Annotated in this window: 21 protein-coding genes; 12 read left to right on the top strand and 9 right to left on the bottom strand. The window is 48.2% G+C overall.

Annotated elements, in window-relative coordinates:
- Nucleotides 1–87: 87 nt before the first annotated feature.
- Together ACO08K_RS13170 and gndA are read right to left on the bottom strand one after the other, a co-directional pair.
- Nucleotides 88–597: a GNAT family N-acetyltransferase gene (locus ACO08K_RS13170; protein ID WP_421796868.1), complete on the bottom strand. Its 510-nt coding sequence runs from the start codon at nucleotides 595–597 to the stop codon at nucleotides 88–90.
- Nucleotides 598–607: 10 nt separating this feature from the next.
- Nucleotides 608–2014 (bottom strand): NADP-dependent phosphogluconate dehydrogenase, encoded by a 1407-nt coding sequence (gene gndA, locus ACO08K_RS13165; RefSeq protein ID WP_421796867.1) that lies wholly within the window; start codon nucleotides 2012–2014, stop codon nucleotides 608–610.
- Nucleotides 2015–2167: 153 nt separating this feature from the next.
- Here gndA and zwf point away from each other — a divergent pair, with 153 nt between their 5' ends.
- The 4 genes from zwf (at nucleotide 2168) to ACO08K_RS13145 (ending at nucleotide 6210) form a co-directional block, all read left to right on the top strand.
- On the top strand, nucleotides 2168–3691 hold the full coding sequence (gene zwf, locus ACO08K_RS13160; protein ID WP_421796866.1) for a glucose-6-phosphate dehydrogenase: 1524 nt from the start codon (nucleotides 2168–2170) through the stop codon (nucleotides 3689–3691).
- A 247-nt stretch (nucleotides 3692–3938) separates the two neighbouring features.
- A complete protein-coding gene (locus tag ACO08K_RS13155; RefSeq protein WP_421796865.1) occupies nucleotides 3939–4925 on the top strand; it encodes a 3-oxoacyl-ACP synthase III family protein in 987 nt (328 codons plus the stop codon).
- A 54-nt stretch (nucleotides 4926–4979) separates the two neighbouring features.
- Nucleotides 4980–5483, top strand: a complete 504-nt coding sequence (locus ACO08K_RS13150) for a hypothetical protein (RefSeq protein WP_421796864.1) — start codon at nucleotides 4980–4982, stop codon at nucleotides 5481–5483.
- A gap of 97 nt (nucleotides 5484–5580) precedes the next feature.
- A complete protein-coding gene (locus ACO08K_RS13145) occupies nucleotides 5581–6210 on the top strand; it encodes a Uma2 family endonuclease (protein WP_421796863.1) in 630 nt (209 codons plus the stop codon).
- A 76-nt stretch (nucleotides 6211–6286) separates the two neighbouring features.
- Here ACO08K_RS13145 and ACO08K_RS13140 read toward each other — a convergent pair whose 3' ends face one another.
- The 3 genes from ACO08K_RS13140 to ACO08K_RS13130 form a co-directional block, all read right to left on the bottom strand.
- On the bottom strand, nucleotides 6287–7627 hold the full coding sequence (locus tag ACO08K_RS13140; protein ID WP_421796862.1) for a dihydrolipoamide acetyltransferase family protein: 1341 nt from the start codon (nucleotides 7625–7627) through the stop codon (nucleotides 6287–6289).
- A gap of 187 nt (nucleotides 7628–7814) precedes the next feature.
- Nucleotides 7815–9056: a competence/damage-inducible protein A gene (locus tag ACO08K_RS13135; RefSeq protein WP_421796861.1), complete on the bottom strand. Its 1242-nt coding sequence runs from the start codon at nucleotides 9054–9056 to the stop codon at nucleotides 7815–7817.
- A 285-nt stretch (nucleotides 9057–9341) separates the two neighbouring features.
- Complete coding sequence (locus tag ACO08K_RS13130) at nucleotides 9342–10112, bottom strand: biotin--[acetyl-CoA-carboxylase] ligase (protein WP_421796860.1); 771 nt, start codon at nucleotides 10110–10112, stop codon at nucleotides 9342–9344.
- Between the two features lie 111 nt (nucleotides 10113–10223).
- Here ACO08K_RS13130 and rsfS point away from each other — a divergent pair, with 111 nt between their 5' ends.
- On the top strand, nucleotides 10224–10610 hold the full coding sequence (gene rsfS, locus ACO08K_RS13125; protein WP_421796859.1) for a ribosome silencing factor: 387 nt from the start codon (nucleotides 10224–10226) through the stop codon (nucleotides 10608–10610).
- Nucleotides 10611–10743: 133 nt separating this feature from the next.
- Nucleotides 10744–12735: an ATP-dependent zinc metalloprotease FtsH gene (ftsH, locus tag ACO08K_RS13120; protein WP_421796858.1), complete on the top strand. Its 1992-nt coding sequence runs from the start codon at nucleotides 10744–10746 to the stop codon at nucleotides 12733–12735.
- Nucleotides 12736–12821: 86 nt separating this feature from the next.
- On the opposite strand, the gene ACO08K_RS13115 is transcribed toward ftsH, so the two are convergent.
- The 4 genes from ACO08K_RS13115 to ACO08K_RS13100 form a co-directional block, all read right to left on the bottom strand.
- On the bottom strand, nucleotides 12822–13811 hold the full coding sequence (locus tag ACO08K_RS13115; RefSeq protein ID WP_421796857.1) for an AAA family ATPase: 990 nt from the start codon (nucleotides 13809–13811) through the stop codon (nucleotides 12822–12824).
- Nucleotides 13812–13935: 124 nt separating this feature from the next.
- Nucleotides 13936–15000: a hypothetical protein gene (locus tag ACO08K_RS13110; RefSeq protein ID WP_421796855.1), complete on the bottom strand. Its 1065-nt coding sequence runs from the start codon at nucleotides 14998–15000 to the stop codon at nucleotides 13936–13938.
- A gap of 129 nt (nucleotides 15001–15129) precedes the next feature.
- Nucleotides 15130–15822 (bottom strand): OmpA family protein, encoded by a 693-nt coding sequence (locus tag ACO08K_RS13105; protein ID WP_421796854.1) that lies wholly within the window; start codon nucleotides 15820–15822, stop codon nucleotides 15130–15132.
- A 169-nt stretch (nucleotides 15823–15991) separates the two neighbouring features.
- The gene (locus ACO08K_RS13100) at nucleotides 15992–17173 is read right to left on the bottom strand and encodes a Pycsar system effector family protein (protein WP_421796853.1); all 1182 of its coding nucleotides are present in this window, start codon (nucleotides 17171–17173) and stop codon (nucleotides 15992–15994) included.
- 219 nt (nucleotides 17174–17392) lie between these two features.
- Between ACO08K_RS13100 and ACO08K_RS13095 the strand changes: the two genes are divergently transcribed.
- The 6 genes from ACO08K_RS13095 to ACO08K_RS13070 all read left to right on the top strand — a co-directional run bounded on the left by ACO08K_RS13095 (nucleotide 17393) and on the right by ACO08K_RS13070 (nucleotide 23371).
- Nucleotides 17393–18319 (top strand): bestrophin family protein, encoded by a 927-nt coding sequence (locus ACO08K_RS13095; RefSeq protein ID WP_421796852.1) that lies wholly within the window; start codon nucleotides 17393–17395, stop codon nucleotides 18317–18319.
- A 63-nt stretch (nucleotides 18320–18382) separates the two neighbouring features.
- Nucleotides 18383–19480, top strand: coding sequence for a redoxin domain-containing protein (locus tag ACO08K_RS13090; protein ID WP_421796850.1), 1098 nt, complete (start codon nucleotides 18383–18385; stop codon nucleotides 19478–19480).
- Between the two features lie 17 nt (nucleotides 19481–19497).
- On the top strand, nucleotides 19498–20115 hold the full coding sequence (locus ACO08K_RS13085) for a hypothetical protein (protein ID WP_421796849.1): 618 nt from the start codon (nucleotides 19498–19500) through the stop codon (nucleotides 20113–20115).
- A gap of 153 nt (nucleotides 20116–20268) precedes the next feature.
- Nucleotides 20269–20790: a gluconate 2-dehydrogenase subunit 3 family protein gene (locus ACO08K_RS13080; RefSeq protein ID WP_421796848.1), complete on the top strand. Its 522-nt coding sequence runs from the start codon at nucleotides 20269–20271 to the stop codon at nucleotides 20788–20790.
- Between the two features lie 140 nt (nucleotides 20791–20930).
- Nucleotides 20931–22649, top strand: a complete 1719-nt coding sequence (locus tag ACO08K_RS13075) for a GMC oxidoreductase (protein WP_421796847.1) — start codon at nucleotides 20931–20933, stop codon at nucleotides 22647–22649.
- A 113-nt stretch (nucleotides 22650–22762) separates the two neighbouring features.
- The gene (locus ACO08K_RS13070) at nucleotides 22763–23371 is read left to right on the top strand and encodes a gluconate 2-dehydrogenase subunit 3 family protein (RefSeq protein WP_421796846.1); all 609 of its coding nucleotides are present in this window, start codon (nucleotides 22763–22765) and stop codon (nucleotides 23369–23371) included.
- Nucleotides 23372–23483: the final 112 nt, after the last annotated feature.

Genomic DNA, 23483 nt, shown 5'->3' with positions numbered 1-23483 from the left:
ATTCGGTACTATGTGAACTTTACAAATTCAGAATTTTCCAGTAAATTTGAAAAGGAAATTGATTCATTGACTCAAGTGAATAAACCCTTACCCAATCAATTTCTCCAACTCCAAAAACTCCAATTCCTGCGCCACAATTTCAAATTTTTCATTGTGTTTAAACGGGATCACCTTTCCCGTTTTTTGATAACCGTGCCGCTCGTACCAGGCGATCAATTCGGGCCTTACTGAAAAGACCGTCATAAAAATGCTGCGACAATTTTTGGCCAAAGCCAATTCATCGGCCGCTTTCAGCAATTTTTTTCCCAATCCCTGTGCCTGTAAAGCCGGCGATACCGTCAACATACCCAGGTAAAGCCGATCTTGTTGCTGTTGCAAACGGATGCAGCCGATTACCTGACCTTCTTCGTTGGTGTATTTCAAAAAAGTGGTTGCGGGATCGTTGATGACCTCAGCGAGGTTGTCTTCATCCGTACGTAGTCCTTGGATCAGGTCGGCTTCCGTAGTCCAACCCTGTTTAGAACCCTCACCCCGGTAGGCACTGTTGATCAGTGCTACCAAGGCTGGAATGTCTTGATTAGTTGCAATTTCGATCATGGCAAAGAGATTATTCGGCCCAATCGGTGTGGAAAATACCCGCCCGGTCGGTGCGTTCGTAGGTGTGTGAACCAAAAAAGTCGCGTTGAGCTTGAACCAGATTCAGTGGCAAACGTGCACTGCGGTAGGCATCAAAATAAGCCAAACTTGCTGACATGGCCGGTACCGGGATGCCACTGCTGACGGCGGCGGCCACTACTTTGCGGATTCCCGCCTGAGCTTCTTGTAAAGACTTGGCCAGGTCCGCATCGAGCAACAAATTGGGCAGAGCTGGATTGTTTTGGTAAGCTTTGCGGAAATCCTCCAACATAGCTGCTCGAATGATACAACCACCTCGCCAGATGCGAGCCACCGTTTCCAGATTTAAGCCATATTTGTACTCATTGGAAGCATCGGTCAACTGGGCCATGCCTTGGGCATAGGTGGCAATAAAGCTGAAGTACAAGGCCTGTTCCACGGCAGCAGCTAGAGTGGCTGCATCTTCGTTGATTGCTTGAGCCGGGCCGTAAATTTTTTCAGCGGCTACCCGCTCCGGTTTCAGTGCAGAGAGCTCGCGCAGGGTTACCGCCATATCGATGGTTGGTACAGGGATGCCCAGGTCCATAGCGTTTTGGGAAGTCCATTTGCCGGTCCCTTTTTGTTTGGCTTGATCGAGGATCATGTCGACCAATTTTTGATCGGTCAAGGAATCTTCTACCGCAAAAATATGTGCAGTAATTTCGATCAAAAAGGATTGCAAACGCCCGGCATTCCAGCCGGAGAAGAGCTCGTGTAAAGTATCATTGCTCAGACCTGCACCACGTTTTAGTACGTCATAAGCTTCGGAAATGATTTGCATCAGGCCATATTCAATGCCATTGTGCACCATTTTGACGTAATTACCCGAAGAGCTTGCCCCGAGATATGCTACACAAGGATCGCCGTTTATTTTAGCAGAAACGGCTTCCAAAATCGGCTTAACCATTTCATAAGCCTCAGCGTCGCCACCTGGCATGATGCTAGGGCCAAAACGCGCGCCATGAGAGCCTCCGGATACACCGATGCCCATAAAATGGATGCCTTTAGCACTCAGGTAAGTTTCGCGGCGATTGGTGTCGGCGAAAAAAGAGTTGCCACCATCAATGATCAGGTCGCCCTTTTCCAATAAAGGCAACAGGCTGTCGATGACCGCATCAACGGGGCCACCTGCTGGAACCAGCAACATGACTTTCCGGGGCTTTTTTAGCCCAGTGATGAATTCCTCTTTTGACGTAGTCCCTTTGACGGGTTTACCAGCACCTTCTTCTTCGAGGGCATTGGCTTTGGCCGTATCGGTATCGAGGCCGATGGCTGAGAACCCATGATCTGCTACGTTGAGGATAAAATTGCGGCCCATTACTCCCAGGCCAACCATGCCGAAGTCGAATTGCTGTGACATAAAATATAGAATGATTTTAGGGGGGCAAGATACTACTTTGTCCCTAGATTAGAAGAAACAATCTGAGGGCTAAAGATGTTGGCTCAAAATATTTGCTTCTACTGCTGTATCTTTGCTGCAGTTTTAACCTGTGTTTCACCCAAGCGAATTGACATGAAAAAAACGGATAATCATATTCTGGTGATTTTCGGTGCCTCTGGCGATTTGACCGAACGAAAACTCATCCCCGCCGTATTCAATTTACACTGCCGTGGTTTTTTACCCGAAAACTTTGCGGTGGTAGGGGTAAGCCGCTCGGCATTCTCCGATGAAGCTTACCGGGAAAAGGTCGTTTTTGAAAATGAACACCTCAAAGACGTAGGTGGGAATGGCGACCGGGCTAAGTTTGCCAAGCGCATATATTACCACGCGATGCAAACCAACAATCCCGCAGATTATCCTGCCTTCAAGGAACGTTTACAGCAGATAAATGCGGAATGCAATACCGATGACAACTATATTTTTTACCTCTCCACTCCGCCCAGTTTGTACGAAGTCATCCCACGGAGTTTGGCAGAAGTAGGTTTAAATGACGAGGGGGATGGCTGGAAAAGGTTGATCATTGAAAAACCTTTTGGGTACAATCTGGAAACGGCGCTCGATCTCAATCAAAAATTGCTGCAATACTTTAAGGAATCTCAGCTTTACCGCATCGATCACTATTTGGGCAAAGAAACAGTGCAAAACTTGTTGATTACCCGATTTGGCAACAGTATTTTTGAACCCATCTGGAATCGCAACTACATCCACCACATCGAGGTAACTGCGGCAGAAACCGTAGGGGTAGAAAAACGTGGCGGGTATTACGATGGGTCCGGGGCGATGCGTGATATGGTACAAAACCACCTGCTGCAATTGGTAGCATTGGTAGCAATGGAACCTCCTGTACAGGCTTCAGAGGCCAGCATCCGCAACGAACGGATGAAATTGTTCCAATCGTTGCGGCCTCTGTCCGAAAGAGACATCCTGAAAAATGTCATTCGGGGTCAATACACCGGGTCACACATCAATGATGAATTGGTGCCAGGTTACCGCGACGAAGAAGGCGTTGCTACGGATTCCCGAACTGAGACCTATTTTGCCATGAAGTTTTTCATCGACAATTGGCGTTGGTCAGGAGTACCTTTTTACATCCGTACGGGCAAACGCCTGCCTACCCGTGTCACCGAAATTGTGATCCACTTCAAACCTACGCCTCATCACTTGTTCAACAAAGGCAATGGTTTGCCAAATACGGAGAATATTCTGGTCATTCGAATCCAACCCAACGAGGGGATTCTGCTCAAGTTTGCCATGAAAATCCCTGGCGCAGGTTTACAGGCTACCGATGTCAACATGGATTTCCATTACAGCGACCTCACTGATGCCTACATTCCGGAAGCCTACGAGCGTTTGTTGCTCGACTGTATCCAGGGAGATGCGACCCTGTATGCCCGGGGTGACGCAGTGGAAGCCGCGTGGGAGTTTGTTGATCCGATTTTGAAGGCCTGGGAATCCAATCCTGACATCAAAATTTACGGTTATCCCGCTGGAACCTGGGGCCCGGAACATGCCGATGACTTGATCGAAGGCGAAAACATTACCTGGCGTTATCCATGCAGCAATCTTACCGAAGATTTGATTTACTGCGAACTGTAGCGGCTGTGTAGTGGGGCAAAAATAAGTGCTCATTTTTCCTGAGCCAAAGGATTAGATAAGATACTTAAAATGAAACGTTTACTTGTCTAATCCTTTGGCAAAATGAGCACTTATTTTTTTATCGCCCTATTCAAAAAATATTGCGGAATATTGTCCTGCATCACTGACACAGAGACACTAAGAATGCTTGCTTAGTGTCCTTGTGCCTTGGTGGCAAAAAACTTGATAGGCAAAAAATAAACCGCAAATGAAAATACACCTAAAAGCCTGTTCACGCATTCTCCCAGGCTCAGCCGTTTTATCCCAAGATCTGGAAATACAAAGAGGCCTTGTTCAAGGCTGGGCTGAAAAAAATACCGGAGTGCAGTCCCGCCATTGGGCCAATCCTGCAGACAACATTACCTCGATTGCGGCAGCAGCACTCCAGCAGGCACTGGATGAAGGGGGAATGACTTGTGCCGAGCTTGATTTGTTGCTTTTTGCCGGTGCTTCCTTTGACCACCCCATCCCGCACAATGCCTGTCTGATCAAACAAGTACTGGATCAAAATGGCGCTGATTTTCCCTGTTTTGACGTAGATGCTACCTGTTTGAGTTTTTTGCATGCCCTAGACATTGCCCATCTTTACCTTCAGCATCGGGGTTTAAAACGGGTGGCAATTGTTTCAGCCGAAATACCCTCAAGGGCGCTCAATCCAGCTGATGCTAAAACTTACACCTTGTTTGGAGATGCCGCTGTGGCAGTTATTCTGGAAGCCAATGAGGAGCTAGGTTACCTTCCCGCTCCAGCTTATTTCATCAACCAATCGGCGGGTGCTCAATTGGCCATCGTTCCAACGGGAGGTAGCAAACGCCGGGGATCAGAACCCGATACTGACCCCAATTCTTTCTTTTTTCAAATGAATGGCCGCCAACTGATCACGATGACCCTACGCTATCTGGATGGTTTTTTGGTCGATTTGGAGCAACAAACAGCTCAAGCCCTTCAGCGCTATGATTACATCGTGCCCCATCAAGCCAGCAAATTCGGCAACGAATATTTTATGCAGCGCTATGCCTTGACTGAGGACCAGGTGGTGAATACGTTGAATATTTATGGCAACTGTGTTTCTGCATCTATTCCGCTGGGTTTATATGAATTGTATGCACAAAGTAAATTACAAAAGGGCAAAGATGTACTGCTCATTGGCACTGCAGCGGGGCTGTCGATTGGGGCTCTACGATTAAAATTTTAATTTTTACCAACCCTTTGCACCATTAATACCCGTCTAAGAAGAAAAAAATCCGACATGAAAAAATTGAGTTTGTTGAGCATCCTTTGCCTTTTGCTGGGTGCTTTTTCTTGTTCCCAACAGGAAAGTGATGATTTGTCTACCGCTGCATTTGCGGAACTGGGTGATGTAGACCACTTTGTATTCGGCACCTATTATGGGCATTGCCTGGGCAATTGTACCCACACCTTTAACCTGAAAGCAGGGGGCTTGTTTGCGGACAAGGTAGATCGGGGTTACCCAGAGCCTGGTATGGAATTTGAAGACAAGTCACTGTCCAAGGAAGACATTGAATTGGCGACCAAATTATTGAAGGATTTCCCAGAGGGATTGTATAAGGAAGAGGGGGAAACCCTGGGTTGCCCGGATTGTGCAGATCAAGGTGGCTTCTATCTGGAGATCCAGATTGGCAAAAGTGCTCCACGGGTTTGGCGCATCGACACAGATGACAGTCGGATTCCTGCTTATTTGAGCGCGTATACGGCGAAGGTGCGCAAGGCTGTGGAGGAATTGCAGAAGTAAAATACTGGTAATACCTGGGGTGATTTTTGTTGACAGCATTGAGTGTCTATGATGGCATTCTACCAAAAATTGAATAAATTGCATAAAAAACAGCCCAATGGTAAAGCTGCAACAAAAATCATCCCTGCTGATCATGGAACTCCCGGACAACCTGCCCCTGGTTACTGCCGAAGCCATGTCGGAAGCAGCGTTTGAGCAGTTTTGTGCCCAAAACCGCGAGCTGCGCATCGAACGTGAAGCCAACGGCAAAGTTACAATTATGGCTCCTGTACATTTTGACTCTGGTTCTTTTGAACTTGATGTGGCTACTGACCTCAATATTTATGTGCGGAAAACCAAAAACGGGAAAGCACTAGGTCCTTCCACAGGGTTCAAACTCCCCGATGGTTCCACCAAATCACCTGATGCCTCCTGGATCAGCGCCGAAAAACTGGCCAATCTGCCAGCCGAGGAACGGAAAAAATTCGCCGCGGTAGTGCCCGATTTCATCATCGAAATCCGCTCGGACAGCGATAAACTCAAAAAACTCAAACGCAAAATGGAACAAACCTGGATCGGCAATGGTGTACGTTTGGCCTGGCTGATCGATCCGGTGAAGCAGAAAGCTTATATCTATCGGCAGGATGGAACTGTGGATGTGGTGCCCAATTTTGAGGGGAAATTGAATGGGGAGGATGTGTTGCCGGGTTTTGAATTGGATTTGGGGATGTTGAAGGGGGAGGAGTGAGGCAAACAGCTTAACACAACAAACGCCCACACAGTTTCCCGTGCAGGCGTCGCATATCTTTTAAAGGATAAAATCACTACACCGCTCTATCCCCATCAAAACCCTCCAAATAATCCGCCACTTTCCTTAAAAACGATCCGCCCAAAAATCCATCCACCACCCGGTGGTCATAGGACATGGACAAGAACATCATGTGGCGGATGGCGATGATGTCGCCGTACTCCGTTTCGAGCACTGCGGGTTTTTTGCGAATCGCTCCGACTGCCATAATGGCTGCTTGCGGTTGGTTGATGATGGGGGTGCCCATCACGTTGCCGAAAGTGCCTACATTGGTGATGGTGAAGGTGCCACCCTGGATTTCTTCTGGCTTCAGTTGGTTCGCGCGGGCGCGATTGGCCAGGTCGTTGACCGTTTTGGTCAAACCCGCTAGGTTCAACTGATCGGCCCCTTTGATCACGGGTACAATCAGGTTGCCAGAGGGTAGTGCAGCCGCCATACCAATGTTCACGTCCTTGCGCACGATGATGTTGGTGCCATCCACTGAGATGTTGATCATCGGGTAATCGCGGATGGCGCGGGCTACGGCCTCAATGAATACGGGCGTGTAGGTGATTTTTTCGTTGTACTTTTTCTGGAAAGCGTCTTTGACCTTTTCCCGCCATTTGACGATGTTGGTCACGTCCACTTCCACGAAGGAGGTCACGTGCGGCGAAACGTGTTTGGACATCACCATGTGCTCGGCAATCAGCTTGCGCATGCGGTCCATTTCCACAATTTCCACGTTGCCATCCAGGCTTACCGCGGGGGCGGTGTAGCTCACCTGTACGGGAGTGCCTTTAGCAGCTGGTGTAGCTTTCGCGGTAGTGACATTGGCAGGCGTTTCCTTGCGCTCGTCCAGGTAGGATAAAATGTCTTTTTTGGTGACCCGGCCTTGCATACCTGAGCCAGCAATGGCTTCCAGTTCTTGCAGCGAAATGTTTTCCTGCTGGGCGATGTTGCGCACCAGTGGCGAATAAAAACGATTGCCTTCACCTTTGCCGATGGGTTGGGGGTTGGCCACTGGCGTGCTGGTGCTCAGGGCGCCATTGCTGGCACTGGCCGCGGCGGGGCTTTGGCCATTGGTTTGCGGAGCGGGTTCAGCCAGGGCTGGTGAGGCTTTGGGCTCGGCCGCGCCGCTTTCGGTTTCAATCAGGGCGATGACTTTGCCGATGGCTACGGTGTCGTTTTCCCCAAAAAGCAATTGTACCACTTTGCCCGCTACGGGGGAAGGTACTTCTGAGTCCACTTTGTCCGTAGCGATCTCCACGATGGTTTCGTCCAGTTCCACCTGGTCGCCCACACTTTTCACCCACTTTAGGATGGTGGCCTCCATGATGCTTTCTCCCATCTTGGGCATGATCAATTCGAACTGCGCCATGTTGTTTGGTTTCTTTGCCTAAGTTGAGGAGTTGAGGAGTTGAGGAGTTGAGGCTCCGCAAACGTCACGGTGACCGTAGCTGCGGTAGCCTCAACTCCTCAACTCCTCAACTCCTCAACCTTGCATTTCTTTTTAATTTGGATTATTTGGTGCCGCAAAGTTACCAAACTTTCCAATAAGTATTCTTTTACAACTGCTTTAAGAATTGTCGCAGCTGGTTCAAGGCATGAATGGTGAAGTACTGGATGTTTTTATCCCGGTCTTTACCTGCTCGGATACTGAAAGTTTTGGTCTGTTGGCCATTGCTGACCGCAATCCAGGCCAGGCCCACTGGTTTCGTGTCCGAACCACCACCCGGGCCCGCAATACCCGAAATGGCAATGGCCACATCCGCAGGCAAAACCTTGACGGCACCTTCAGCCATTTCAATCACGGTTTGTTCACTTACGGCGCCGTGGGTATCCAGGGTTTCTGGTTTTACACCCAGAATCTGCATTTTTACTTCATTGGCGTAAGCAATGACGCTGCCTACAAAGTAATCCGAAGAGCCGGCCACCGAGGTAATCCGGTGCGCCATATAGCCCCCCGTACAACTTTCAGCTGTGGTCAGTTTCAGGCCCCGCTCTTTCAACATTTTGCCAATTGCCCCTTCCAAGGTTTCCGTACCGTAACCATAGATGATGTCGGCAAAACGGGCTTTAATGATATCCGCTTTTTCATCCAAAATCCGGTGCAAGACCGCTTCGTCTGTACCCGTACCCGTGATGCGCAAGCGAACCTGGCCAATTTGGGGCAAATAAGCCAGTTTGAATCCTTCCGGTAGCTCCTCTTCAAAGTCCTCCAACTTTTCAGCGATATGGCTCTCCCCCTCTCCAACCGTCAGGATGGTGCGGTGGGCGATGGGCTGCCCCGGGAAGAATTTTTTCAATTTTGGCAACACCTCATTTTCCATCAGGTATTGCATCTCGTAGGGCACACCGGGCATCGATACGATGACCTTGCCCGCGTATTCCATCCACATGCCGGGGGCGGTACCCATTTTGTTGGTCAAAATTTCGGCATTGGCGGGCATAAAACACTGCAGGCGGTGGGCCTCATTCATAGGACGGCCCCACACCTCAAACATCTTGGTGATGCGTTCGAAGGTGGGCTGGTGAAAAACCATGTCCACACCCATGTATTCCGACAAGGCCTTTTTGGTGATGTCGTCTTTGGTGGGGCCCAGGCCGCCCGTCATCAGTACTACGTCGCCCTGTTCCAGGGCTTCGCGAATGCCGGTGTGGATGGCCTCCATGGTATCGCCTACGGAAATGACCGTGACAACGCGGGCACCAGCCAGATTGAGTTGTTGGCCCATCCAGGCAGAGTTGGTGTCGACCACCTGGCCGATGAGGATTTCATCGCCTACAGTAAGGAGTGAGATTTTCATGTCAGATTTAGGTTCCAGCAACAGGAGTCATCCCAATTTTTTGGGAGAACGAACCGCGAAAGCGGTTGAATTTAGAATAGCCCCGGTCGTCCGGGGTCAGTCGGTAGCAAAAAGTTTCACAACCGCGGATGCGGTTGAATTTTTTGTTCAATTGAGTTCAACCACTGCCGTGGTTGTCGCCAATTTGACCTAACTATTTACCCCGGACGACCGGGGCTATTCTAAATTCAATCGCTCCGCGATTGGGTTTGAGCCCAATTTTGATTTTTCAAAATTCGGAATGACTCATATCGCTGCTATGCTGATTTCTTTCAAGTCAAAAGCCTCTTCACCTCCATCTTCAACAAGGACGAGCAATTGGCCACTGTTGGAAATGCCGCTGATTTTACCCCAAAATACACTGCCATTGATGCGCTGGAAAAGCGTCGACTCCTGGTAGCGGTACAAATGGTTTAGGTATTCAGCGTCCAAAATCGCAAACTGTCCGCTTTTGAGACGAAGGTACATCGCCTCTAAATGCTGACAAAGCAAAGGGATGAGGGAAGACAAATCATATTCTTTTCCATTTTCCAGTTGCAAAGAGCTGGGATTAGGAATATCTTTGGAAAAAATTGTCTGGTTCACATTGACGCCAATGCCTACAATCGAGGAGGCCAGGGCGTTGCGGTTCAGGCTATTTTGAATCAGGATGCCGCAAATTTTCCGCGTTCCAACGTAAATGTCGTTGGGCCATTTGACCTTAACTGTCTGTTGTGGAATCAATTCTGCAATAAAATGGCGAACAGCGAGGGCTACGGCTTTGTTTAGGGCGAAATTTTGACTTGGGGATAAAAAGCTGGGATACAAAATTACACTCAAAGTGAGGTTTTTATCCGGCTCACTCTCCCATTTACTGCCAACTTGGCCACGCCCTTGGGGCTGGCGAAAGGTCGAAATGACAGTTCCTTCAATTGGCTTGCTTTTTGCTACTAGTTCTTGGGCATACGTATTGGTAGAGGGCAATTCCTCATGATGCAGGAGAACTTTTCCGATAAAAAGTGTGTTTTGCTGGTGCAAACCTGGTATTTTTTGTAACTTAAAGCAGGATTGAGCATTCAAAAGCTAAAATCATTCTGATTGTTTCATCCTACACTAAATCTATATTCGCAAAACTAATAAAATCTGGATTTGAGTACGCAAGTAAAAGTCAAAAGACGCAGTAAGCTCGTAGCCGAAGAGCTGACGGATCTGATCGTTGACAGCATCCAGGAAATCAAAGGCAAACACATTGTAAGACTTGATCTCCGGCTTTTGGAAGACGCACCTACCGACTTTTTCATCATCTGTGAGGGAACTTCTACCACTCAGGTTAAAGGTATTTCAGACAACATTCAACGCCGCTTGAAAGAAACAGGCTTGTTGCCAAGCCATGTGGAAGGTGAACGCAATGCCCTGTGGATTTGTTTGGATTATTTTACGGTAGTTGTGCATGTTTTTTATCCGGAAACCCGTCATTTCTACGAGTTGGAAGACCTGTGGGGAGACGCAACAATAACCGAGTACGATAGTTTATAGAATTGTATTGGCATTTGGTCGAACAAAAGCAACGATTTCTAATGCTATCGCGTTTACTATTCATTTGTAACGCAGGTTCAGAACATAACTTTTAGGGACTTGCAAAAATTGCTCATGCTGTAAGCACTATTTTATGGAAAATAACGAAAATAACAATAAGCGAGATAACGGTGGCGGAGGTGGTGGTTCGCGGCTTAGCTCTTTTTGGATTTACGGCATCATTGCGGTAATCTTTCTGGGCCTCAACCTCGTTTACATGGAAAGCGCCCCGGAGCCACTTTCTCGCAATCGCCTTGGAGCAATGATCCAGAACGGAGACATCGATAAAATCGAGGTCATCAATAAAGAAGTTGCGCATATTTATTTGAAAAAGGAAGCATTGTCCAAGTACAAGGATGCCACCAAAACTACTTTTGGCGGGGATCGGTACAATTACCACATCGAAATTGGTAGTGTAGAAAGCTTCGAGAAATTTTTGCAGGACAATGAAAAGGAGGGCGATATCAGCTCTTTTGATCTTTCCTACGCCACCAAGACCAATTATCTGATGCAAATTTTGGCCTGGGTGCTTCCCTTGCTGCTGATTGTATTGGTTTGGGTTTTCATCATGCGCCGGGTTGGCGGTGGTGCGGGCGGCCCTGGCGGGCAAATCTTCAACATTGGCAAGTCAAAAGCTGCACTGTTTGACCAAAACAGTAAAGTGAACATTACTTTCGCCGACGTGGCGGGTTTGGATGAAGCCAAAGAAGAGGTAGTCGAAGTAGTTGATTTCCTGAAAAATCCTAAAAAATATACCGCTCTGGGCGGAAAAATTCCCAAGGGAGTACTGCTGGTAGGCCCTCCGGGAACGGGTAAAACCCTGCTCGCCAAAGCCGTAGCCGGTGAGGCGGGTGTACCTTTCTTCTCTATTTCTGGTTCTGATTTCGTGGAAATGTTTGTAGGTGTAGGTGCCTCCCGGGTACGCGACCTTTTCAAACAGGCCCGTGAGAAGGCGCCCTGTATTGTGTTCATCGACGAAATTGACGCCATTGGCCGTGCCCGTGGTCGCAACAATTTCCAGGGAGGCAACGACGAGCGGGAAAACACCCTGAATCAGTTGTTGGTGGAAATGGATGGTTTCAGCACCGACAAAGGGGTAATCCTGATGGGTGCAACCAACCGCCCCGATATTTTGGACAGTGCATTGATGCGCCCAGGTCGTTTTGACCGCCAGATCAGCATCGACCGCCCCGACCTGAAAGGCCGCGAAGCCATCTTCAAGGTTCACCTCAAGACCATCAAAACATCGGATGACATTAGCGCCTGGGTACTTTCTGAAATGACCCCTGGTTTTGCTGGTGCCGATATCGCCAATATTTGTAACGAAGCAGCCCTGATCGCCGCCCGCCGCAACAAGAAGTGGGTCGACATGGACGACTTCAACTATGCACTGGACCGCGTAATCGGTGGTTTGGAGAAAAAGAACAAACTCATTTCTCCGGAAGAAAAGAAAATCATCGCTTATCACGAAGCTGGCCACGCGGTTTGTGGTTGGTACCTGGAGCATGCTTCACCGCTGGTGAAAGTAACGATTGTTCCACGGGGAATTGGCACTTTGGGTTATGCACAATACCTGCCTAAAGAAGAAAACATCACTCGTACCGAGCAATTGCTCGACCGGATGTGTATGACCTTCGGTGGCCGTGCAGCTGAAAACAACGTCTTCAGCAAAATCTCTACCGGTGCTCAAAACGACCTGGATCAGGTCACCAAAATGGCATACAGCATGATCAGCATTTTTGGGATGAACGAAAAGGTAGGCCAGGTGTCTTTCTACGGGCTTTCCAATGAGTCTTACCAAAAGCCTTATTCCGATGAGACTGCTACCCTGATCGACGACGAAGTACGCCGTTTGGTGAACTCACAATACGAGCGGGCGAAAGAACTGCTGCGCGAACGCCGCCAGGAGTTGGAAGTGATTGCTCAGGCTCTGTTGGAAAAAGAAGTCTTGCTGAAATCCGACCTCGAACGTTTGATTGGCCCACGGCCATATGAGTTCCCTGAGGACAAAGCCAGAATGAATGGCCACGGCAGCGAGTCGGCTGCTCCAATTGGAGATCACGGCGACATCGTGCCGAATCCGTAAATAGAAATAGTTTTGTATGAAAATGGGAAGCGGGAATGACTGAGAGGTCGTTCCCGCTTTTTTTTGTTAGAGCATAAATCGGGCATTCACACCCAATCCACAAAGCCCTCATTCATCCACTTCCGAATCGCATTCAAATCCTCGCGGGTTTTTACCAACAAGGACAAATTGCGCAGCAAAAGCGGCTGCAAGTTTTTTAAATCTTCCGTAGGAACATCCATGGGCAGCCCCATCATGTTGAGCCAGGCAATCAACTCAGCGGTAGCGGGTGGTTTGCGTACAGCTACTTCGCGTACCTTGTAGAAATATTCGATGAGTTTGTTCAGTACTTTTTCCTGTTGAGGATTGATTTGCTCGTCCAACCCTAGTTGGGTTTTGGCAATGGCAAACAATTGTTCAGCCGGTGGAAAAGGAATATGGTAAAATACACAACGCCGCAGGAAGGCATCGGGTAGGTTTTTCTCCGAATTGCTCGTCATGATCACCACGATGCGCTGGCTGTCGTGGTGTTTGAACTCGCGATTGTCGAGTTCTTTGATGCGAAAATCCAGGTTTTCAATTTCATTCAGGATGTCGTTGGGGAAGTCGCGAGGAGCTTTGTCAATTTCGTCAATCAATACAACCGTACTACGCGGGCCATCTACCACCAGGCTACCCAATAAGTGTCCGTGTTCATTGGGGTTGGGGTAGCTCAGCGCAATGGCTTTGCCCAGGGCTTGCAACTCGATAAAATCCCCGGTTTTGGCCAATGCGGTACCATCTTCCCGTTTGATGTTGGCCGATTGGAAATGCCCGAGTGCATCGTAAGTATAAAATAGGTCGCGTGCTGCCGAGGTTGTTTTGGTATAAAAACTCAAAGGCTCCGCCAGGAACTGCACGCCGGCTGATTTATCCTGGGCCAAATCATAGGCTACTTTGTAAGCCAGTTTGGTTTTTCCGGTACCGGGTTCACCCGTCAACAAGAGCGGCTGCCCCAGGGCAATGGCCAATTCCACAGCATACTGCAAACCTTCGTCCAGTACATATTGGCTGGGGTGAAAGGGTTTTCGGCGGTAATCTTGGATTTTGAGTTTCATATGCTCAGGTTGAGAAAAGTTGAGAAGTTTAGAAGTTGAGAAGTTGAGGCTACCGCGAGCGATTTTGACAAGAACTTCGTCTAAGTCGCTCGCGGCAGCCTCAACTCCTCAACCTCTAAACTTCTCAACTCAACTTATCGTTATAACTTTTAATCAATTCCTGCAAAGTCTCCTGCACATCAATCATGTAGTGTTCCGAACCGGGGAAACGCTCCTGCAGGATCTTTTTGCGCTCGCGTGGATCGGGTTGAATTTTTTTGTATTTGCCTAGCCAGCGGTCAATGTCTGATATGGCCACTTTATTGAGTTCGGGCAAGGCCTGAATCTTCGGGTTGTCGTCCACTTTGTCGCGCACATCATTGGCCAGTTTGGCATCCTCCTCTTCAAATTCCACCGAAAAGAAAAACAACAAGCGTGGCTGATTAGGCGTGAGCGGAGAACTACAGAACTCGTCCATAAACCAACGGGCCGCTTCCGGTGTATGGTCGGAATACCAGGAATATTTGTCAATGTTGATGTACACACAAACGTAGTCATTGCCGCCCAGGTCGCGCAGTTGCGGGCTAGCTTGCAGGATATCGCTCAATCGACGGCTCAAAAGCGGGCCTAATTGATTGGGTTGTAGTGCAAAAGCGGCAAATAGCCCCTTGAGCAATTCCGTTTTATAATCTTCCAGGGGTTCATAGCCTTCAAAAGTAATCTCGATGGCTTTGACCTTGCAGGCACTGGCTAAACTGGCGTTGAGGTAATCCAGGCTGCGCCCCTCCAGGTCCAGCACAATGCGCCGAAACATGCCAGCGTGCAAGTGCAAGTCCCCACCGTAGAGGTAAAAAAACTGCACCCTTTCTTCTGGCTTGCCTTGCAATTGGGCATTGATGGCTTGCGTTTGCGGACTGCGGTCACAGGTATAGCTGTGGTGCAGGTGCAAAAGGTTGGACTGGCTTTGGTTGTTGAGCAAGTCCAGCAGAGAATTCTGAATCTGATTGAATTCCAGATTGTAGGCATCCTGACTGAGGATGCCTTTGGCTTGGCTGATTTCGAGCCTACTGTAGCGCGATTGTAAGGCTGTAGCAGTTTTGAACAGTTCTACATCGGCATTGTCTATCCCTTGAACCCACTCCGCGAGTGCTTTCTCCAGCTCGGCTTCGGCGAGCAGTTTGCGGATTTTTTCTTGTTGGGCTTGGGTCATATTGCCTTTGATGCATGATACTTATCGTAAAACTACTATTTTTTTAAAATTTATGGTACCGTAAATTTGGTGGAAAGCTGTGAAGGAAGCCCAATATTTAAAGGCTTCCTCCACAATTTTTATCTAAGCTTACTTATTTTTCGCATCCGTCTTCGCCGATTCTACCAAGGCTTTACTGGCTACGATGGCAATTTCCACCCGACGGTTTTGCTCCCGACCAGAAGCTGTATTATTGGAAGCAACGGGTTTTTGTTCACCAAAACCTTTGGTGGTTACCCGTTTTGCGGTTATGCCATTTTGCTGCAAAAAGCGAGAAACCGAAGCTGCGCGATTTTCCGACAATTTTTGGTTGTGTTCATCGCTACCCGTAGCATCCGTGTGGCCCATGACGATGATTTCGGTTTTGTCGTATTCCTTCATCGTTTCGGCCATTTTGTCCAAATTGGCTTTTGTAGAAGCCTTGAGCGCATAAGAGTCTACATCGAACATGATGCCCGAGTCAAAAGTGACCAGAATCGATTCTCCAACCCGCTCTACCTCCGCGCTTTTACCAAGGTCCTGCTTCAGTTTTTTAGCGTGTTTGTCCATATAGCTGCCGATAATGGCTCCGGCGATCCCTCCCACTGTAGCTCCAATGAGGATACCTTTGGCATTGTCGTCACCGTCGGCAATCAATACCCCAACGAGTGCGCCTGCGGCTGCGCCGATGGCCGTGCCCTGAGCGGTACGGTTGCAGGAAAAAGAATGGAGGAGGAATAAGGCCAACAAAAAGATGGGCCCTGCTTTGCGTAAGGTGGTTAAAAACATGAGCTTGATCTGCATGGTGTTGTTCATTTGGTTTATTAAGAGGAGCTTGTTTAAAAAACTTAAACAAACTCAAAAAGCCTATTTATGACGAAAAAATAAGGCGAAGCGACATTTTTTTTCGAGACTTAATAAAACAATAACATTTTACCCGTGCAGAAAAAAAATTTGTTAACGGCTCAGGGTCTTAGGATTGCAGGAAAAAAATCAGGTATTCTGCACCCGCTACACCTACCGATGCCACCATACCAATCATAAAAATGATGTAGCAAATCCGCAGTTGACGGTACTTGCGGCCCAGGGATTTACCCAGAAAAAACAGGTCGCGCATGATCGAGTCTTCGAGGTTTTCTTCTTTGGAGGTCACTTCCTGAATGCCCAATTTGTAATCAGCATAGGACATACTATAAAAGTTACCAAAAAAGAAAAGATTGGAGCGGCCAGCTTTGATGCTGTCCATATCAGTGAGACCGGTCATTTTCATAGGTACTGTAGCCAGGGTGGCGAATACCATGGAGGACAAACAAGTGCCCAAAATCATAATGAAGGGAATGATGTATTCTGGATGTTGACGCAATTGGCTGACCAAAACGGGCATAGCAATGGTGATGATCAAGGCATTGACCGAAAGCATGATGTTCGCCTTGTTGTCGGCCAGATTGCTCAGGTCCATGTGATTGCGCAAGGCGGTTTTGAACATCATTTGCGAACTGCGACTTTCCACAATTGAAACCCGGCTCGCTTCAGTATTCGAGCCTCCCCCCGATTTTCGTCCTTCTTTCACCCACTTCTTCAGCTTTTTGCGGTTCAGCTCTTTCATCGCCACAAACATCATTTTGGCGGCGGGGGTATAATATTCGTGGTTTTTGACAAAATCAAGGTTCAGTTGGTACCACTCCTTGTCTTCATCCCAACGGCCCAACACATCGCGCCATTCCAGGCGCAAGTTGTCCAATTGCTCACTATAATTGTCGCTACCCAGGTGGCCATAATCAGCATCCCGTACAATTTCTTGCAACAAACCCTGTGGGCGTGCTCCGGGGTTGGTTACGGCAATACATGCTTCGACAGCCTTGATTTTTTCTTCAGGATAGGCCTGGGTACGCAAAAACTCAGCGCCAATGCGGGCACTGGCTGGTTCGTGGTTGTGGTACACCTCGGTAATGCCCACATCGTGCAACAAACAAGCCAGTTCAACCAGCTCCAGTTCCTCTGGACTGGTTCCGCTCAGTGAGGCAATCTGCACCGCAGAATTGCGTACGGAAAGGGTATGCTGAAGGTTGTGGTAACAAATCTTTGGATCCAATTTGTTGGACAGCAATTCGGTGACAAATTGTTCTGTAGCTATTATGATTGCACTTTTGGCCATGGATGTTGCAGACTTTTCCCGCCAAGATAAAGATTTAATGATGAATGATGAATGGCGAATGTCGAGATATGTTTGGTGAGGGGTAAATGGATGACAAAATTGGGTCAGCGGAGCTTTTTTTTTGGCAATCGGTCGTTTTTTGAAACCTTTTAAACCACTCTTCCGTATAAGTGCTTCAACACTGTCCCATATTTTTACACCTGGAGAATTGTACATACTATGGAAAACACCAGCCTTAAAAGCGACTACGTCCTGTCGGCCCCAATGGCCGTAAACAACCCCCAGCATTGGTTTTCTTTTTTATTCCGCTTCAACCCCCAGGACACGGTGCGCAAGCTATTTCCCATGATTTTGCTCATCAGTGCTTATTCTGCGTTGATTGCCTACCTGGAAATTGAAGTTTGGCAACTCAGCGAAAACAGCCACGTGCGCAACATCTCCGTGATGCACTCGCTACTCGGGTTTGTGATTTCTTTTCTGCTGGTTTTTCGAACCAACACCGCCTATGAACGTTGGTGGGATGGCCGCCGCTTGTGGAGTCAACAAGTGCAACACAGCCGAAATCTGGCCATCAAACTAACTGCCATGCTTCCGCTTGACGCGCCTGAACGGAAATACTTCCGCATTTTGATCCCCGCCTATGCGGTGGTTTTGCTACGGCACCTCAACAAAAAAGAGCCCGAACAAATGGATGATTTGGACAACCTTCCCCATGACATTAAAACCCAACTGGATTTCAAAAAACACGTCCCGAACCAGTACATTGGCTTGATGCACCAGTATCTCCAAGTGATGTTTCGCGAAGGGCGCCTACAATGGGGTCAGGTCCTTTTTGTCAATACGGAGCTGCAAGCTTTTACGGAAATTTGTGCCAGTTGTGAGCGCATTCGGTATACGCCCATCCCACGTTCTTATAGCAGCTTCCTCAAGAAGTTTATCTTTTTTTACATCATGACCCTGCCTTTTGGGTACGTGTTCAATCTGGGCTACCTCATTGTTCCCATTGTAGCTTTTGTATTTTATGTATTGGCCAGTCTGGAACTAATCGCCGAAGAAATTGAAGACCCTTTTGGTGGCGACGACAATGATTTGCCACTATCTCGGATTGTGCAGGGGATCAAAAACCAGGTGGAAGAGGTGATGTAAAAAGTAGTGCGCCACAGCAACTTTTTGATTCTTCTAGTCATCCTTACTTTCAAACGTAAGGTTATGAAAGCTGTTTTTTCCCTTTTTGTAATGTTTTTTTGTACTCTATCTTCTTTTTTCCCGGGGACTGAAAAAGGTTTTACGCTAACTGGAAACGTAAGTGGCTTTTCGGATGGCACCCAACTTTATCTAGAGGACGTAACTTCGGGTATGGGACAAATGATGGACTCAACCCAGGTCCAAAACGGTCAATTCCAGTTCAAAGGCCACCTGCCTGAAGGCGTGCGCAAGGTATGGGTGCGCACCAAGGATTTCAGTGATTACAAAGCTTTTTGGTTGGAAAATTCGATCATTCAATTTCAGGCACAAAAAGGGAAGTTTCGCCAGGCAGAAATCAAGGGTTCTGCTGCCCATTTGAGCGAAGCCCAGCTGTATGCCAGCCTTAGTCCTTACGACAAAAAAATCGATAGCCTGGAAACCTTGCGACAAAAGGACACTTCCAAAGTACAGCGCATTTTGCTCAAACAGCAAATCACACAACAAGAAGAGCAAAAAAAACAGCAAGTGGTTTCATTCATACAAAACAACCCTAATTCCATCCTCAGTATTTACCAAATGAACATTTGGGCAACTACCTGGGGGCGAGAGTTGAGCAAAAAACTGTACGACCCACTTTCCGCTGCGCTCAAAAACACCCCATACGGCCAAAATGTAGGTGCGTACATCGCTTTAAACCAGGATATTAAAATTGGAGGGCCTTTTGTTGATTTTAGCCAAGAAAACTTGCAAGGCCAAAAGGTGAAGCTATCCGATTATCGTGGTAAAATAGTGTTGTTGGATTTTTGGGCAGCCTGGTGTGGCCCCTGCCGGGCCGATAATCCTAAACTAGTGGCGATTTATCAGGAATTTCACGAAAAGGGTTTTGAAGTGCTTGGCGTTTCACTCGACACCCGCAAAGAACACCTACAGGAGGCCGTGATTAAGGATAAACTTCCCTGGGTGAATGTGAGCGATTACAACGGCGACAAAAACCGAGCTGCGCTCATTTATGGTGTTACTGGCATTCCTGATAATTTTTTGATCGATAAAAATGGTAATATTGTAGCCCGAGGGCTTAGAGGAGAAAAGCTTAAGGAAAAGCTGAAAGAACTCCTGCCCTAAAAAGCTTCTAAGAAACCATGCCGATCAAGGATGTTTTTACCGCTTTAATCCAACCATATAGCACAGACGCTGAGGTGGTAAACCAATATTGGCTGGAAATTGAAAAAGCCTATAGCGGCAAAAAACGCCACTACCACAACCTCAGTCACCTGGAGCAATTGTGGCAGCAGCTCCTTCCGCTGAAAGCCACAATTGTAGACTGGGATACGCTGCTTTTTTCCCTTTTTTACCACGATGTAGTGTACAACGTGCGCCGCCAGGACAATGAGGAAAAAAGCGCAGAACTGGCCCAACAGCATTTGCAAGTTTTGCATTATCCTTCCACCGGAATCGATAAATGTGTGGCCCAAATCCTTGCCACCAAAAGCCATGCCTCAAGTCCTGATTTGGACACTAACCTATTTACCGATGCTGACCTGGCCATCCTTGGTCAAGATTGGCCAACTTACCACAATTATACCCAGCAAGTGCGCCGTGAATACAGCATTTATCCCGACCTGCTGTATAAGCCCGGGCGCAAGAAAGTTCTCCAGCACTTCCTGAACATGGAGCGCATTTTTAAAACCACCCATTTTTATACTTTGTATGAGCAAAATGCCCGCAATAACCTCAATCGAGAAATTGCTGAACTTTAAATCTTAAGCGATCATTTGTTCGTTTTTGTCCAAGCTTGCCATTTCTTTATTTTTTCCAAAAGTCAAAATGAAAAAGAATCTTACATTTAGTGCGTTAAAGGGGTAAGGCCCATTTTGATCGTCTATATCGACAAACACTAAGGTCACATCATCATGAACCGCAGACAAATCGTCAAGGGCATGGCCGCCACCGTAGGGGGCATGCTGGTACTGCCGGCCTGGGCCAGTGCCTGGAATTCGGAATCCTTGCAAGGGTTTCAAAGTAATTTCGTTGGCCTGGAAGAGGCACTATTGGCTGAAATTGTAGAAGCCATCATTCCGGAAACCGACACGCCAGGCGCCAAAAAACTGGAAGTCCACCGCTTCATCGATAAAATGCTGGCGGATTGTTTTGATCAAAAAAGCCGCGACATTTTTAGCAAAGGTTTAAAAAGTGTGGAAACCATGGCCAGCCAATCCTATGGAAAATCCTACCTGGCCTGCACACCCAAACAAAAACTGGAAGTCATCACGACCCTATCGAAGGCATCCGATGCAGACGATCAAGGCTTTGTCCGTTTGGCCAAAAATTTAACCATTCGAGGCTACCTCAGCTCGGAGTATGTGATGACCAAACTGACCGGGTACGAAATGGCACCTGGTCGGTATTATGGCTGTGTGCCGGTGAAAGCATAAGTTTTTAATTGAGTTGAGGAAGGTTGAGAAGGTTTAGGCTACCGCGAGCGACTTAGACAAAGTCCTTGTCAAAATCACTTGCGGTAGCCTAAACCTCCCTCAACCTTCTCAATCTCCCTCAACTTTCAAACCATTCAACAATGTCAAATCTCAATATATCCGCCATCAAAAGCCGCACTTACGATGCCATTGTCATTGGCTCGGGCATTAGCGGTGGCTGGGCGGCCAAAGAATTAACTGGTAAAGGGCTAAAAACGCTGGTACTGGAGCGTGGCCGCGAAGTCAAACACGTGGTAGACTACCCCACCGCTCAATTGCATCCCTGGGAACTACCTCACCGAGGCCAACTCAAAGCCGGAGTAGCCGAAGCCAACCCCGTAGTGAGCAAATGTTACGCCTTTGGTGAAGCCACCGAACAATTTTTTGTCAAGGATGCTGAGCACCCATACATCCAGGAAAAACCTTTTGACTGGATTCGAGGCTACCAAATGGGCGGCAAGTCGCTGCTTTGGGCCCGACAAACTCAGCGTTGGTCGGAGTTCGATTTTGAAGGCCCCGCCCGCGACGGTTTCGCGGTAGACTGGCCGATTCGCTACGCCGACATTGCGCCCTGGTACAGCTACGTAGAAAAATTTGCCGGCATCAGCGGCAACCGCGACGGTTTGCCCCAATTGCCCGATGGCGAGTTTTTGCCTCCTCACGAAATGAACTGTGTGGAGCAATATTTCAGCCAATCGATGGCCAAGGAATACGGCGGTGCCCGACCCATGATCATCGGCCGTTGTGCCCACATCACCCAGCCACAGCCCATCCACCTGGAGCAAGGACGCAGCAAGTGCGCTCATCGCACTTTGTGTGAGCGGGGATGTCCATTGGGCGGCTATTTCAGCAGCAATGCTTCTACCTTACCCTGGGCTGCCAAAACCGGCAAAATGACCTTCCGCCCCGATTCGGTGGTGCATTCCATCATCTACGACGAGAAAAAACAAAAAGCTACAGGTGTCCGCATCATCGATAGCAACACCAAGCAGATGGAGGAATACTACGCCAAAATCATCTTTGTGAACGCGGCAGCCTTGAATACCAACCTGATCCTGCTCAATTCTACCTCCAATCGTTTCCCCAATGGCCTGGGCAACGACAGCGGCTTGCTGGGCAAATACATCGCTTTTCACAACTACCGTGCTACCATCAACGCGACCTACGAAGGTTATCTGGATAAAACCACGGATGGCCGTCGGCCCAACTCGGGTTACATCCCCCGTTTCCGCAACCTCTTGAAACAGGAAACCGACTTCTTGCGGGGTTATGCCTCAGGATTTGGTGCCAACCGAGGTCAAAGAGAAGACCGAAATGGCTGGGGTGAAGACCTAAAAACAGGTATCCTCAAACCCAAATTGGACGACTTCTGGTCCGTAGGCTCCCACATGATGGGCGAAACCATTCCGAAGGAAAGCAACTACGTGGCGCTGGACAAGAACCAACGCGACCCCTGGGGCATTCCTCAATTGCGCATTTCGGTGGACTATGACGACAACGATGTCAAAATGACCAAAGACTTCTTTGAGCAACTCACTGAAATGTACACCAAGGCCGGGTTCAAAAACATCCGTACCTACGACTCGAACCGCACTCCTGGTTTGGATATCCACGAAATGGGTGGCGCACGGATGGGCAAAGATCCCAAAACTTCCTTGCTCAATGCCTGGAATCAAATGCACCACTGCAAAAACGTGTTCGTGACCGATGGTGCCTGCATGACCTCCACGGCTACCCAAAATCCATCGCTGACCTACATGGCTCTGACAGCACGGGCGGCGGATTACGCGGTGAAAGAGATGAAGAAAAAGAATTTGTAATGGTTGAGAAGGGTTGAGAAGTTGAGGCTACCGCGAGTGACTTAGACAAAGTCCTTGTCAAAATAACTCGCGGTAGCCTCAACTCCTCAACTTCTCAACTCCAAACTATAATCATGCACAGAAGAGAAGCATTAGCCAAAGTAAGCCTTCTGCTCGGAGGCGCACTTTCTGGCCCTACGCTGATGGCCCTGGGGCGCCTGGGTAACCCTGCCGCTGCGGCTACGCTGCGCGACAAACTCAATTTGTCGACCCAGCAAAAACAAATCATTGCTGAAGTAGCTGAAATGATCATTCCCCGTACCGATACAGTTGGGGCTAAAGATGTAGGGGTGCCCGCTTTCATCGAAATGATGATCAACGATTGTTACTACGCCCCCGAGCACCGCAGTTTTATGGCCGGTGTGACGGAGTTGGAAGGCCTGAAATTCCTGCAAATGAGCTCCGCCCAAAAAACGGATACCCTCAAGCAGATCGAGCAAAAGACCAAGGAACAAATGAAGGCCTACAATGCTCAAACCATCAAGTTTGGCGACAACCAGGATCTGGAATCCATGAACGCGGTCAAACTGGGCCTACCTTTCTGGCGCTTGATGAAGGAGTTGACGCTATTGGGTTATTACACTTCCGAAGGGGGCATGAAAGCATCCTTTGAATACGTGCCTTCGCCCGGCAAACTGGAGCTCACCAAACTCAAACCGGGCCAAAAAACCATTGTCTATTAATTAAGGCCACCAAAAAGCATTCAAAGCGCATCAGGTATTAGCCACCGGAAAATAAACCTCTGTCAACATCTAACTTTGTGTCCTTTGTGTCCTCTTTTTTTTCCTTTGTGCT

It is taken from the genome of Haliscomenobacter sp. (genome assembly GCF_965225875.1).
Classification (GTDB): domain Bacteria; phylum Bacteroidota; class Bacteroidia; order Chitinophagales; family Saprospiraceae; genus Haliscomenobacter.
Note: the sequence above shows the minus strand (reverse complement) of the source record. Positions and strands in the feature narration are given on the sequence as shown.